The sequence below is a fragment of the Pseudomonas sp. SWRI92 genome (assembly GCF_014268685.1).
In the GTDB taxonomy this organism is placed as follows: domain Bacteria; phylum Pseudomonadota; class Gammaproteobacteria; order Pseudomonadales; family Pseudomonadaceae; genus Aquipseudomonas; species Aquipseudomonas marvdashtae.
The window spans coordinates 94,007-106,469 of record NZ_JABWQY010000010.1 but is presented as its reverse complement, the minus strand read 5'-3'; the positions used below and the strand labels follow the sequence as shown (position 1 = coordinate 106,469).

Annotated in this window: 13 protein-coding genes; 7 read left to right on the top strand and 6 right to left on the bottom strand. The window is 59.6% G+C overall.

Annotated elements, in window-relative coordinates; genetic code table 11:
• Positions 1 to 35: 35 nt before the first annotated feature.
• The 4 genes from rfbD to rfbB are packed head-to-tail and all read right to left on the bottom strand — an operon-like array spanning position 36 to position 3,410.
• A complete protein-coding gene (gene rfbD / locus HU762_RS16840) occupies positions 36 to 917 on the bottom strand; it encodes a dTDP-4-dehydrorhamnose reductase (RefSeq protein WP_186638918.1) in 882 nt (293 codons plus the stop codon).
• Entirely contained in the window at positions 914 to 1,459 is a 546-nt protein-coding gene (rfbC, locus tag HU762_RS16835; RefSeq protein WP_186638916.1) for a dTDP-4-dehydrorhamnose 3,5-epimerase, read from the bottom strand. The genes rfbD and rfbC overlap by 4 nt, the downstream gene beginning before the upstream one ends.
• Entirely contained in the window at positions 1,456 to 2,331 is an 876-nt protein-coding gene (rfbA, locus tag HU762_RS16830; RefSeq protein WP_186638914.1) for a glucose-1-phosphate thymidylyltransferase RfbA, read from the bottom strand. Before rfbA ends, rfbC begins: the two co-directional genes overlap by 4 nt.
• Positions 2,328 to 3,410: a dTDP-glucose 4,6-dehydratase gene (gene rfbB, locus HU762_RS16825; protein ID WP_186638913.1), complete on the bottom strand. Its 1,083-nt coding sequence runs from the start codon at positions 3,408 to 3,410 to the stop codon at positions 2,328 to 2,330. Before rfbB ends, rfbA begins: the two co-directional genes overlap by 4 nt.
• A gap of 166 nt (positions 3,411 to 3,576) precedes the next feature.
• Here rfbB and HU762_RS16820 point away from each other — a divergent pair, with 166 nt between their 5' ends.
• Positions 3,577 to 6,489, top strand: a complete 2,913-nt coding sequence (locus HU762_RS16820; protein ID WP_186638911.1) for an aminotransferase — start codon at positions 3,577 to 3,579, stop codon at positions 6,487 to 6,489.
• Between the two features lie 17 nt (positions 6,490 to 6,506).
• On the opposite strand, the gene HU762_RS16815 is transcribed toward HU762_RS16820, so the two are convergent.
• Positions 6,507 to 6,668 carry a hypothetical protein gene (locus HU762_RS16815; RefSeq protein ID WP_186638910.1) on the bottom strand — a complete coding sequence of 54 codons (162 nt, stop codon included), beginning with the start codon at positions 6,666 to 6,668 and terminating at the stop codon, positions 6,507 to 6,509.
• Between HU762_RS16815 and aguB the strand changes: the two genes are divergently transcribed.
• The 6 genes from aguB (at position 6,667) to HU762_RS16785 (ending at position 11,914) form a co-directional block, all read left to right on the top strand.
• Positions 6,667 to 7,545: an N-carbamoylputrescine amidase gene (gene aguB, locus HU762_RS16810; RefSeq protein WP_186638908.1), complete on the top strand. Its 879-nt coding sequence runs from the start codon at positions 6,667 to 6,669 to the stop codon at positions 7,543 to 7,545. The genes HU762_RS16815 and aguB overlap by 2 nt on opposite strands.
• Before the next feature lie 3 nt (positions 7,546 to 7,548).
• The gene (gene aguA, locus HU762_RS16805) at positions 7,549 to 8,655 is read left to right on the top strand and encodes an agmatine deiminase (RefSeq protein WP_186638906.1); all 1,107 of its coding nucleotides are present in this window, start codon (positions 7,549 to 7,551) and stop codon (positions 8,653 to 8,655) included.
• A gap of 240 nt (positions 8,656 to 8,895) precedes the next feature.
• Positions 8,896 to 9,096: a hypothetical protein gene (locus tag HU762_RS16800; protein WP_186612636.1), complete on the top strand. Its 201-nt coding sequence runs from the start codon at positions 8,896 to 8,898 to the stop codon at positions 9,094 to 9,096.
• Between the two features lie 194 nt (positions 9,097 to 9,290).
• Positions 9,291 to 9,965: a DsbA family protein gene (locus tag HU762_RS16795; RefSeq protein ID WP_186638904.1), complete on the top strand. Its 675-nt coding sequence runs from the start codon at positions 9,291 to 9,293 to the stop codon at positions 9,963 to 9,965.
• A gap of 18 nt (positions 9,966 to 9,983) precedes the next feature.
• The gene (locus tag HU762_RS16790; RefSeq protein WP_186638902.1) at positions 9,984 to 10,379 is read left to right on the top strand and encodes a nuclear transport factor 2 family protein; all 396 of its coding nucleotides are present in this window, start codon (positions 9,984 to 9,986) and stop codon (positions 10,377 to 10,379) included.
• Positions 10,380 to 10,627: 248 nt separating this feature from the next.
• The gene (locus tag HU762_RS16785; protein WP_186638900.1) at positions 10,628 to 11,914 is read left to right on the top strand and encodes an OprD family porin; all 1,287 of its coding nucleotides are present in this window, start codon (positions 10,628 to 10,630) and stop codon (positions 11,912 to 11,914) included.
• 150 nt (positions 11,915 to 12,064) lie between these two features.
• Here the strand turns inward: HU762_RS16785 and HU762_RS16780 are convergent, their stop codons facing one another.
• Positions 12,065 to 12,463, bottom strand: coding sequence for an Imm50 family immunity protein (locus HU762_RS16780; RefSeq protein WP_186638898.1), 399 nt, complete (start codon positions 12,461 to 12,463; stop codon positions 12,065 to 12,067).

Below are 12,463 nucleotides of genomic sequence, written 5' to 3'. Positions count from 1 at the left end.
AGCATCGGGCGCCTGTGGTGACAAGCGCATTATGCCTAGGCTTGTCCGGCAAGACACTGCTGCAACGCGCTTCGCCAGTCTGGCTGGCTTACACCCCATTCCTGGGTCAGGCGCGTGCAGTCCAGCCGTGAATTGAGTGGACGCGGCGCCGGGGTCGGGTACGCGCTGGACGGGATAGGCTCGAGCACCGCGCAAGGCTTGTGGCGTTCGACGAGGTCTTCGCCGATGGCTTGGGCAAAGCCGAACCATGACGTCTGGCCCTGGGCTGTCAGGTGATAGGTACCCCAGGCGCCGCACCGCCCGGCCTGCCAGCGTTCGATCAGCTGCGCGGTGCTCTCGGCGATGGTGCCAGCCCAGGTCGGTGCGCCGACTTGATCAGCCACTACCCTAAGGTGAGGTTTTTCCTGCAGCAGGCGTTGCATGGTCAACAGGAAATTGCGTCCCGCCGAGGAATAGACCCAGCTGGTGCGCAAGATCAGGTGTTCTCCACCGGCCTGGTGGATGGCTTCTTCGCCAGCCAGTTTGCTGCGACCGTAGACGCTCAGCGGGTTGGGCGTGTCATCTTCGGTGTATGGCTCGGGCTTTCGACCATCGAAGACGTAGTCGGTGGAGTAATGGATCAGCGGAGCGTCCAGCTCAGCAGCAACCTGGGCAAGGATGCCCGGTGCGCTGGCGTTGATGGCGAACGCGCGCTGCGTTTCGCTCTCGGCCTGGTCCACGGCCGTGTGGGCGGCGGCGTTGATGATCAGGTCTGGCCGAACGGCCTCGACCGGCGGGCGGATTTGATCCGGCTGCGCCATGTCGAGCTGGTTGCTACCCAGCACAATCAGTTCGCCCATGCCGGCCAGGCGCGATTGAAGCGCCTGGGACACTTGGCCGTTCTGGCCGATGATCAGGATGCGCAGGGAAGCACTCATGGGAACAGGTCTGCCTCATGCAAGGCCTTGCCGGTCTGGTCCTTGGGCGACAGGATCGGCGCGCCTTGCAATTGCCAGTCAATCGCCAGTTGCGGATCGTCCCAGCGAATGCAGCGCTCGGCGGAGGGCGCGTAGAAGTCGGTGGTTTTGTATAGGAAATCGGCGGACTCGCTGAGCACGACGAAGCCGTGGGCAAATCCTGGCGGAATCCACAGCTGACGGTGGTTCTGCGCCGACAGGCGTACGCCGGTCCACTGGCCGAAAGTAGGCGAGCTGCGACGGATGTCCACCGCAACGTCCAGCACTTCGCCCGCCGTGACCCGCACGAGTTTCCCCTGGGCCTGTTCGATCTGATAGTGCAGGCCGCGAAGCACGCCCTTGGCCGAGCGCGAGTGATTGTCCTGGACGAACGGGAGCGTAGACCCCGTGGCATCGGCGAACGCTCGTGCATTGAAACTCTCATAAAAGAAACCGCGATCATCGCCAAACACCTTCGGCTCGATGATCAGCACGTCCGGCAGTCGTGTGGCGATGACGTTCAACGTGTTTCTCCAGCAATCTTGAACAGGTACTGGCCGTAGCCGGTCTTGCCGAAGTAACTCGCACGCTCGAGCACGTGTTCGCGGCTGACCCAGCCCTGCTGGTAGGCGATTTCTTCCAGGCACGCGACCTTCAGGCCTTGGCGATGCTCAATGGTCTGCACGTATTGCGAGGCCTCCAGCAGGCTGTCGTGGGTGCCGGTGTCCAGCCAGGCAAAACCGCGGCCGAAACGCTCGACATGCAAGTCCCCGCGTTGCAGATAGGCATTGTTGACGTCGGTAATTTCCAGTTCGCCACGTGCGGATGGCTTGATGGCCTTGGCGATCTCTATCACGTCGTTGTCATAGAAATACAGACCGGTCACCGCATAGCTGGACTTGGGGGCGGCAGGCTTCTCTTCGATGGAAACCGCGCACCCTTCTGAATCGAAGTCGATTACGCCGAAACGCTCCGGATCCTTGACCCAATAACCGAACACCGTTGCGCCACTTTGCCGGTTGACGGCGGTTTGCAGCTGCTCGCCGAAATGTTGGCCGTGGAAGATGTTGTCGCCCAGGATCAGGCACACCGGGTCCTTGCCAATGAATTGCTCGCCAATCAGGAATGCCTGGGCCAGGCCATCGGGAGCTGGCTGTTCGGCGTAGCTGAAATTCACGCCGAACTGGGCGCCATCGCCCAGCAGATTGCGATATTGAGGTAGATCCTGCGGGGTGGAAATGACCAGGATGTCCTTGATTCCGGCGAGCATGAGCACTGAGATCGGGTAGTAGATCATCGGCTTGTCATAGACCGGCAATAACTGTTTGGAAACGCCGAGGGTAATCGGATGCAGCCGTGTGCCGGAGCCGCCGGCCAGAACAATGCCTTTCATCATGCAATCGTATCCTTGTCGTCGAGCGAGCCCAGGCGCTCGCCCTGATAGCTGCCATCCTGGACGCGCCGGCACCACAGCAGGTTTTCGAGGTACCACTGCACCGTCTTGCGCAGACCGGTCTCGAAAGTTTCCCGAGGTGTCCAGCCCAGTTCCCGTTCGATCTTGCCGGCGTCAATGGCGTAGCGCAGGTCATGGCCGGGACGATCCTTGACGAAGGTGATCAGGTCAGCGTAGTGCTCGACCCCCTCGGGCTTGTGTGGTGCCAGTTCTTCAAGCAGGGCGCAGATGCTGCGTACTACGTCGATATTAGTTTGTTCATTGTGGCCGCCGATGTTGTAGGTCTCGCCGACCACGCCTTCGGTGACGACCTTGAGCAGGGCACGGGCATGGTCTTCGACGAATAGCCAATCGCGTACCTGCCGGCCATTGCCATACACCGGCAACGGTTTACCGGCCAGTGCGTTGAGGATTACCAGCGGGATCAGCTTTTCGGGGAAGTGGAACGGCCCGTAGTTGTTTGAGCAGTTGGTCAGCAGCACGGGCAAGCCGTAGGTGCGCTGCCAGGCCCGGACCAGATGGTCGGAGGCAGCCTTGCTGGCTGAGTAGGGCGAGCTCGGTGCATAGGGGGTGGTTTCGGTAAACAAATCATCCACGCCGTGCAGGTCGCCATACACTTCGTCGGTGGAAATATGGTGGAAACGAAACGCCCGTTTTTGCGCCTCGCTAAGTGTCTGCCAATAGGCGCGGGTGGCTTCCAGCAGGCTGTAGGTGCCGACGATGTTGGTCTGGATGAACTCCGCCGGGCCATCGATGGAACGGTCCACATGGGACTCTGCGGCCAGGTGCATGATGGCGTCAGGCTGAAATTGCGCGAGCACCGCACTGACGGCCGGTTGGTCGACGATGTCGGCCTGCACGAAGGCATAGCGGCTGTCGTGATCGATACTGCTCAGCGATTCCAGGTTGCCGGCATAGGTCAGCTTGTCGAGGTTCAGAACCTGGTGTTCGGTGTCCAGGATCAAATGCCGTATGAGCGCCGAGCCAATGAAGCCGGCACCGCCGGTAATGAGAATGCGCATCCGGTTAAGCCTTTTTCCAATAGGGCAATGACAATGGAGCATAGCTTGTCGGCATGACGAGGGCGGTGCAAGCGAATATCCCAGGGACAAGAGAGAGGGGGTTGCTAATCCCTCGACTCAGTGGCGTGATAGGCGCCCAAGACAAAACCTACTCAGGGGTCGTTGTATGCTGCTCGCTACGTTGGTTCATCGTGCCAGTTTGCCAAGCCCACAAATCAGCGCCGAGCAGGCGTCGGTACTGCTGCGCTCGAATTACGGACTCAGCGGTGACCTGCGACCCCTCGGCAGCCACCAGGACGTCAACTACCGCGTCGACAGCGAACGCGGGCGCTTCGTGTTGAAGATTTGCCATGGCAACTACGCCGTCCAGGAACTCCAGGCCCAGCATGCCGCCCTCAAGCTGCTGGCCGAGCATGGCGCGGTGAAGGTGCCGCGAGTCATTGCCGCCAGCAACGGCCAGGACCTGCTGACCTTGGAACTTGATGGGCAGTCTGTTCATGTGCGACTGCTGGAGTACATCGACGGCCAATCCCTCACTCAACTGTCGCACCTTACGCCCGACCTGGTGACAGGTCTGGGAAGATTGTGCGCGGACATGGACTTGGCCCTGGCCTCGTTCGACCATCCGGGCCTGGAGCGCACCCTGCAGTGGGACGCACGCCATGCGCCGGCCTTGATTGACCATCTATTGCCCGTGATCCAGGATGATCAGCGCCGGCAATTGATCGCCGAGGTCGCGCAGCAGGCCGAACGGCGCTTGCAGCCGCTCAAGGCGAGCCTGCCGGTGCAGGCGATCCACATGGACATCACGGACGACAACGTGGTTTGGCAACGCGATGCCCAGCGCCAATGGCAATTGCAAGGTGTGATCGATTTTGGCGACCTGGTCCGCACCTGGCGCATCACCGACTTGTCGGTAACCTGCGCGGCCCTGCTGCATCACGCCGACGGCGATCCGTTTTTCATCCTGCCGGCTATCAAGGCCTATCACGCGGCCAATCCGTTGCAGCGCGAAGAGCTTCTGGCGCTCTGGCCGTTGATCGTAGCTCGCGCCGCAGTGCTGGTGCTCAGCGGCGAGCAACAAGTCGCTGTCGATCCGGTGAATCAATACGCTCGCGACAATCTTGAGCATGAGTGGGAAATTTTCCGCGTCGCCCATTCCGTGCCGCCTGAGTTGATGGATGCGGCGATTCTTGCCGCCGCGGGTCACAGCCTGCCGTCCATTGCCAACGAGGGTTTCGCCCCCCTGCTGCCGACCTTGGTAGGGCGTGATTTTGCGCTGATCGACCTGGGCGTGCTCAGCCCACATTTCGAGGCCGGCAATTGGGAACAGGCTGGAGTCGACCAGCGTCTTCTGAGCGAAGGCGCCGCGCTGCACGGGTTGGCTGCCAGTCGCTACGGCCAGTACCGGCTGTCCCGCACCCGGCCGGACAGCGCCGTCGAGCCCGATACTTATCCGCTACACGTGGAATTGCACGTTCCTCAAGGGACGCCGCTGGAGTCGCCTTTCGCCGGGGTGGTGCACAAGGATGCCGAGGGCCTGTTGCGGCTCGACGGTCCGCAGTGGAGCGTGCGCTTGTGGGGCGTATCGTCGTCACTTCATTCCGGCGCCGCGCTGGTCAAGGGGCAGGTCTTGGGTGAAGTGGTTGGCCCGTTGCGGGTTCAACTGTGCCGAGGCGCGCATCTGATCCCACCATTGTTCTGCACGCCCTCCAGGGTGAAGGCCTGGCAGGCGCTTTGCCCGTCGCCTGCGACGCTGCTGGGGCTGGCTTGCGATGCCGAGTCGGAAATCGACCCTGAGGCGCTGCTGGCCCGTCGCGATGCGAGTTTTGCTCGTTCGCAGAAGCACTATTACGTTGACCCGCCGCACATCGAGCGTGGCTGGCGTAACCATTTGATCGACATGCAGGGCCGCTCTTACCTCGACATGCTCAACAATGTCGCGGTGCTGGGGCACGGGCATCCGCGCATGGCGGCGGTCGCGGCCCGGCAATGGTCGCTGCTCAATACCAACTCACGTTTTCACTATGCGGCGATCGCCGAGTTTTCCGAGCGCCTGTTGGCGCTGGCGCCATCGAACATGGATCGGGTGTTCCTGGTCAACAGCGGCACCGAGGCCAACGACTTGGCGATCCGCCTGGCCTGGGCCTACAGCAAGGGACGCGACATGCTCAGTGTCCTGGAGGCCTACCACGGCTGGTCGGTGGCGGCCGACGCCGTTTCGACGTCCATCGCCGACAACCCCCAAGCCCTCAGCAGTCGTCCGGATTGGGTGCATCCGGTGACCGCGCCGAACACTTATCGCGGCGAGTTCCGTGGCCCTGACAGTGCGCCAGACTACGTGCGTAGCGTCGAGCACAACCTGGCAAAAATCGCCGGGCAGAAACGCCAACTGGCCGGTTTCATCTGCGAGCCGGTCTACGGCAATGCCGGCGGGATCGCGCTGCCACCGGGGTATCTGAAGCAGGTCTATGCCTTGGTGCGCGAGCGCGGTGGCGTCTGCATCGCCGACGAGGTGCAAGTCGGTTACGGACGCATGGGTGAGTTTTTCTGGGGCTTCGAGGAGCAAGGCGTGGTGCCGGACATCATCACCATGGCCAAGGGCATGGGCAACGGCCAGCCGCTGGGAGCCGTCATCACCCGGCGAGAAATCGCCGAGGCGTTGGAAGCCGAGGGGTATTTCTTCTCTTCCGCCGGCGGCAGCCCGGTCAGTTGCCAGATCGGCATGGCCGTGCTGGATGTCATGGAAGAGGAGGACTTGTGGGAAAACGCCCGGGTGGTCGGAGCGCATTTCAAGGCGCGCCTGGAGGCCTTGATCGACCAATATCCGCTGGTCGGCGCGGTGCATGGCTCCGGGTTCTACTTGGGCGTGGAGCTGATTCGCAACCGCGCCACCCTCGAGCCGGCCACCGAAGAAACCACGGCGCTGTGCAATCGCCTGCGGGAGTTGGGCATCTTCATGCAACCGACCGGTGATTATCTAAACATCCTCAAGATCAAGCCACCGATGGTTACCACCCGTCAGAGCGTGGATTTCTTTGTCGATATGCTGGCGAAAGTGTTGGAGGAGGGGCTGTAGCCACCGGGAGTTGCCGGTCACCCTGCAGGCGTGGGGCCGCTCACGCCTGCAGGGTGCAATAAGCCGATTTTTGTCGGCTTTTTTAGCGGTTTTTTCTCACATATGATTTTTCTCCTCTTTCTAAGCCGATTTTTATCGGCTATAAAGTCGGCACTGCCATCGCCCAGGAGATGATTCATGACTCGTATCGTTACCGTCGCCGCCACTCAGATGGCCTGTTCTTGGGACCTCGAAGCCAATATCGAAACCGCCGATAAGCTGGTTCGCCAGGCTGCTGCCCAAGGCGCACAGGTGATTCTCATCCAGGAATTGTTCGAGACGCCGTACTTCTGCCAAAAGCCCAACCCGGACTATCTGCAACTGGCGACGTCGGTCGACGAGAACGTCGCCATCAAGCACTTCCAGAAAATTGCCGAGGAACTGCAGGTTGTGTTGCCGATCAGTTTTTTTGAACTGGCCGGACGGGCGCGTTTCAACAGTATTGCGATCATCGATGCTGACGGTCAGAACTTGGGCGTGTACCGCAAAAGCCACATCCCCGATGGGCCTGGCTACCATGAGAAGTACTATTTCAATCCGGGCGATACCGGCTTCAAGGTATGGAATACCCGCTACGCCAAAATCGGCGTAGGCATCTGCTGGGACCAGTGGTTTCCGGAATGCGCTCGCAGCATGGCGCTTCAAGGCGCGGAGATTCTGCTGTACCCAACGGCCATTGGCAGCGAGCCGCACGACAAGACCATTTCCTCGCGCGATCACTGGCAACGTGTGCAACAGGGTCATGCCGGCGCCAACCTGATGCCGCTGGTGGCCAGTAATCGTATCGGCAATGAAGAGCAGGATGGCTACGACATTACGTTCTATGGCTCCTCGTTCATCGCCGATCAGTTCGGTGAAAAAGTCCAGGAACTCGGCGAAACCGAAGAAGGCGTGCTGGTACACAGTTTCGACCTCGACGAGCTGGAACACATTCGCAGTGCCTGGGGCACTTTCCGAGATCGGCGCCCGAACCTGTACGGCGCGATCAGAACCCTCGACGGCTCACTGGAGTCCTGATTCATGACAACTTTGCACAGCACTCCGCGCGCGGACGGTTTTCACATGCCTGCCGAGTGGGCGCCCCAGACGCAGGTCTGGATGGTCTGGCCCGAGCGCCCCGATAACTGGCGCCTGGGCGGCAAGCCCGCGCAAGCCGCCCATGTGGCGGTCGCCAAGGCCATCGCCCGTTTCGAACCGGTGACCGTGGCCGTGTCCGCCGCCCAGTTCGAGAACGCCAAGGCGCGCCTCGATGTGCCGAATATCCGCTTGGTCGAGATGTCTAGCGATGACGCTTGGGTCCGGGACACCGGCCCGACGTTTGTAATCAATGACAACGGCGAAGTGCGTGGCGTCGACTGGGATTTCAACGCCTGGGGCGGGTTTGACGGTGGTTTGTATTCGCCATGGAACCGGGACTCGCAAGTGGCCGCAAAGATTCTGGAAATCGAGCGCAGCCCGCGTTATCGCACCGAAGGCTTTGTGCTTGAAGGCGGCTCGATCCATGTCGATGGCGAAGGCACCCTGATCACTACCGAGGAATGCCTGCTCAACCGCAATCGCAACCCGCATATGAGCCGTGAAGAAATCGAGGCAGTGCTCAGCGCCCAACTGGCGGTAGACAAGATCATCTGGTTGCCGGACGGCCTGTTCAATGATGAAACCGACGGCCATGTGGATAACTTCTGTTGCTACGTGCGTCCCGGCGAAGTGCTGCTCGCTTGGACCGACGACCCACAGGACCCCAACTACTCCCGCTGTCATGCGGCGATGGATGTGTTGCAAAACAGCACCGACGCCAAGGGACGCTCGTTCACAGTGCATAAGATGCCTATTCCCGGGCCGTTGTACGCCACTGAAGACGAATGCGCGGGCGTAGACGCGGTTGAAGGTTCCCAGGAACGCAATCCGAGCGTCCGCTTGGCCGGCTCGTACGTGAACTTCCTGATCGTCAACGGGGGCATCATTGCCCCAAGTTTCGACGATCCACTGGACGGCCCGGCAAGAGAATTGCTGCAAAGTCTTTTCCCGGAGCACGAAGTGGTGATGGTGCCAGGCCGGGAACTGTTACTGGGGGGCGGGAATATCCACTGCCTTACCCAACAGCAACCTGCGCCGTGGGTAAAATGAGTGGCGATGTAACAGCCCGGTAAGGTCAGTCGAAACGGCTCTGCGCCGGACTTTTGGATCCATCCTGGCAAGCCCGCGTCCCGGTTGGGGCGCGGGGTTTTTTGTGTCTGGTTTGTTAGCGACCTGCGACGTTGGCATAGCTCTTGTATCGCCATCCAGGCAGTTCCGGAAAGCGGGGCTGCGTTGTTTTGTCATAAACCTCGGATAGATTGGCCGCTCATCAACCAGGAGGGCGCTGGAATGAACATGATAAGCGAGCGCACATGCCATCCTTTGGCTGTTAATGGTGAGTCGCTCCAAGCCTTGGCGCAGTGGTTGAAATCCAACGGAACGCGTCAGATCAGGGAGCCTGATCCGCGGCGGATGATCATGGAGCGCTACCCCGTTGGCCTGTTCAGCGAGGCGGAGCTGGAAGCGTTGTGGGATGTGATGCAAGGATAGAATTCGAAGGATTGATACGAAGCGCTGGCCGCGATGGCAGCGCTTTTTTTATGGCCGGGAATCACCGCGAACGTGTGTCAACGGACTGCATTCGACCGATCCATGAAACAAACTGAGCACTGTTGCGGTGTTTTTCCATCGCGCTTCGAAGACTAACCTGTCGCTACTGAACCCTAAGCGCCAGCGGAGTTTTCATGGCCATTCTTCATTACATCTACGACCCACTGTGTGGCTGGTGTTACGGCGCCAAGCCATTGATACAGGCCGCCCGGACGGTGCTGCCGGTCGTCGCTCATGGCGGCGGCATGATGACGGGCGCCAATCGCCAGCCAGTCTCCGCCCAGCTGCGCAACTATGTGATGCCCCACGACCAGCGAATCGCCGAATACACCGGGCAACCGTTTGGCGAGGCGTACTTCGACGGCCTGTTGCGCGATCACAGCGCGGTCTTCGATTCCACGCCGCCGACGGCCGCGGTGCTGGCGGCCGAGCAGCTTGGCGGTCTAGGCCTGGAGCTGTTGGAGCGTCTGCAAACCGGACATTACGTTGAAGGCCGGCGCATCGCTGACCACACCGTGCTGTTGGAACTGGCCCAGTCCGTTGGGCTCGAAAGCCAGGCGTTCCAGGCGACGATGCTGACAGTCGATGTCCAGGCGCATGTCCAGGACAGCCGCGCCTTGCTGGCTCGCGTGGGCGGCCAGGGTTTCCCGACCCTGGCGCTGGAGCAAGACGGCCAGTACAGGGTAATCGACATCGGCCCCTGGCTCGGCAAGCCTCAGGCATTTGTCGATTGGTTGAAGCAAATCGCGCCGGCGGCAGCGTCCGGACAGTCGTTCGAAGCCTGTGGCCTGGATGGCTGTTCCCTTTAAGAAGTCCCGGAGACCACCATGGATAACCTGAGCTTGATCAAAAGCACTTACGAAGGTGCCGACTCCCAGGAAAATGCCCGCAACACCGCGGCGGCCCTGGCTGAGGATGCACGCTGGACCGAAGCCGCCGGTTTTCCTTACGCCGGCACATATGTTGGTTTTGATGCTGTGCTGGAGAACGTCTTCAAGCGCCTCGCCACCGAATGGGACGGCTTCCAGTTCCAGGTCGAAGATTACGTCGCGCAGGGCGACAAAGTGTTCGCCTATGGCACTTACAGCGGCGTCTACAAAGCCACCGGCCTATCCATGAAGGCTCGCGTCGCCCATTTGTGGACGCTGGCCGATGGCAAGGTGACCCACTTCGAACAGTTCGTTGACAGCCATACCGTACAGCAAGCGCTGCAGAACACTTAGGTCTTAGACGTTTTTCGCCTAATCACAGACGATTCACGAAATTGACACAGGCTTCGGGGCGCGACTAGGATTCGCCCACGCCTGTGGCCAACAGCCATGACTCTTAAATAATAAAAAGGCCCGACACGGTAAAGTCGTGGGCGGGCCTTTTCATTATTTCCAGGAGCAAGAGTCTGAAAAAGAGCGCGAAAAGCGCCATTTCGGTTGCCGGTTGCAGTGCGTATCAACTTCGTACAAGGAAAATAATCATGTTGAACACGCGCATCAGTTTGATCGCACTGGGGATATTGAGCTGCACACACGCCATGGCCAACGACCAAGCGCAGTCCAAGGGATTCGTTGAAGACAGCAGCCTGAAAGTGCTGCTGCGCAACGCCTACATCAACCGCGACTACAAGGACGGCAACCAGGACAAGGCCGAATGGGGCCAGGCGGCCATCGGTACGTTCTCGTCCGGGTTCACCCAAGGCACCGTGGGCGTCGGCGTAGATGCGTTCGGCCTGTATGCATTGCGCCTGGACGGCGGTAAAGGACGCACCGGTGCACAGGGCATCGATTTTTTCAAAAAGGGTGATAGCGGCAACGCGGCCGACGACTTGTCCAAGTTCGGCGCCGCGGTGAAATTCCGTGTATCCAACACCGTGCTGGCTTACGGTGACCAAATGCCGGCCCTGCCGGTCTTGAACTATGACAATTCCCGCCTGCTGCCGGAAAGCTATACCGGCACGCTGATCACTTCCAAAGAGATCAAGGGACTGGAACTGAATGCCGGCCGTTTTACCGCCGAGTCGCGCAAGAGCGCCGAGGGCCGTGACAGCGGCGGTTTGAAGTCGATCAACGTGTTGGGCGGCAGCTATCAGTTCACCGAACAGTTCAAGGCTTCGCTCTACGCCTCGGATGTCGAGGACGTACTGAAGAAGCAGTACGTGAACGCCAACTACGTGTTCCCGCTGGCCAAGGATCAGTCGCTGACCCTGGACTTCAACGGCTACCGCACCAAGCTGGACAACAGCTACGTTCGCGAAAACAACGTCACTGGCGACGACAACAAGATCTGGAGCCTGGCAGCCACCTTCGCCACCGGCCCGCACAGCTTCACCCTCGCTCACCAGCGCAGCACGGGCGACAGCAACCTGGGCTACGCCTACGGCGGCTATCAACGCGGGCAGAATCGTGTCGGCGATGGCGGCAACACCATCTACCTGGCCAACTCCTACTGGTCGGACTTCAACGCCGAAGACGAACGCAGCTGGCAATTGGGCTATGGCCTGGACTTCACCACCTTCGGCGTACCGGGCCTGACCTATAACGTGGCGTACGTGCGCGGCGACAACATCACAACCTCCACCAGCGAGGGCGGTACCGAGCGCGAAATCTTCAACCAGTTCAAATACGTGGTCCAGGGCGGCCCGGCCAAGGATTTGAGCGTACGGTTGCGCAGCTCGGTATTGCGCGTGTCGCAGAAGTCCAGTGAGTACAACGTCAGCGGGAATGAGCTGCGGGTGTTTGTGGATTACCCGATTAATGTTTTTTGAGGGTTGATTGGGTGACACGCGGTTGATGAAAGCCCTCGATCTGCGGGTCGGGGGTTTTAAGGTAAAAACCGTTATCCCGTTCGTACATATTAGGCTGATGCGCGAAGTAGTCATCGCGATCCGAATCTGCGAGGTTGTGTCGCCAATATACTAAGTCCACTCTGTCGCGTTTCTATATGCCGAAGGGCCGCATAGTAGTAGGTGACTGGTTTCAAACTCGATTAGTGATGTGTCGTTTGAGGCATGGACTGAAAATTTACTCTCGTTTTGCGTTATTTGAAGGATTAGTTTTTCCTTCGTTGGGATGTTCGTGATCTTTAAGTTTTTTGGGGGGCTGCAGTTCAGTCCTATTCTGCAGGTGTTAAATCCTGATTGCTTCCATTTTTCTGGAGGCGCTTCGGGATATTCCGCGATGTCGAATTCAAATACGATTGTAGAGTTGTCATTGTCTACGGCTAGTGAAAATAATCTAATTTCCCCGATGGGGACGGAAGATAAAAAAATCTTATTGAAAAAAGTGCTTCCGTCGAGATCGTTCCAGAACTTCAT

Excerpts from the sequence above, each read along its gene's own strand:
- HU762_RS16820 (WP_186638911.1), top strand. The coding sequence starts at position 3,577 with ATGCTGCTCGCTACGTTGGTTCATCGTGCCAGTTTGCCAAGCCCACAA.
- rfbA (WP_186638914.1), bottom strand. The coding sequence starts at position 2,331 with ATGATGAAAGGCATTGTTCTGGCCGGCGGCTCCGGCACACGGCTGCAT.
- HU762_RS16795 (WP_186638904.1), top strand. The coding sequence starts at position 9,291 with ATGGCCATTCTTCATTACATCTACGACCCACTGTGTGGCTGGTGTTAC.
- aguA (WP_186638906.1), top strand. The coding sequence starts at position 7,549 with ATGACAACTTTGCACAGCACTCCGCGCGCGGACGGTTTTCACATGCCT.
- HU762_RS16780 (WP_186638898.1), bottom strand. The coding sequence starts at position 12,463 with ATGAAGTTCTGGAACGATCTCGACGGAAGCACTTTTTTCAATAAGATT.
- HU762_RS16800 (WP_186612636.1), top strand. The coding sequence starts at position 8,896 with ATGAACATGATAAGCGAGCGCACATGCCATCCTTTGGCTGTTAATGGT.
- HU762_RS16815 (WP_186638910.1), bottom strand. The coding sequence starts at position 6,668 with ATGAATCATCTCCTGGGCGATGGCAGTGCCGACTTTATAGCCGATAAA.
- HU762_RS16785 (WP_186638900.1), top strand. The coding sequence starts at position 10,628 with ATGTTGAACACGCGCATCAGTTTGATCGCACTGGGGATATTGAGCTGC.
- aguB (WP_186638908.1), top strand. The coding sequence starts at position 6,667 with ATGACTCGTATCGTTACCGTCGCCGCCACTCAGATGGCCTGTTCTTGG.
- rfbD (WP_186638918.1), bottom strand. The coding sequence starts at position 917 with ATGAGTGCTTCCCTGCGCATCCTGATCATCGGCCAGAACGGCCAAGTG.
- rfbB (WP_186638913.1), bottom strand. The coding sequence starts at position 3,410 with ATGCGCATTCTCATTACCGGCGGTGCCGGCTTCATTGGCTCGGCGCTC.
- HU762_RS16790 (WP_186638902.1), top strand. The coding sequence starts at position 9,984 with ATGGATAACCTGAGCTTGATCAAAAGCACTTACGAAGGTGCCGACTCC.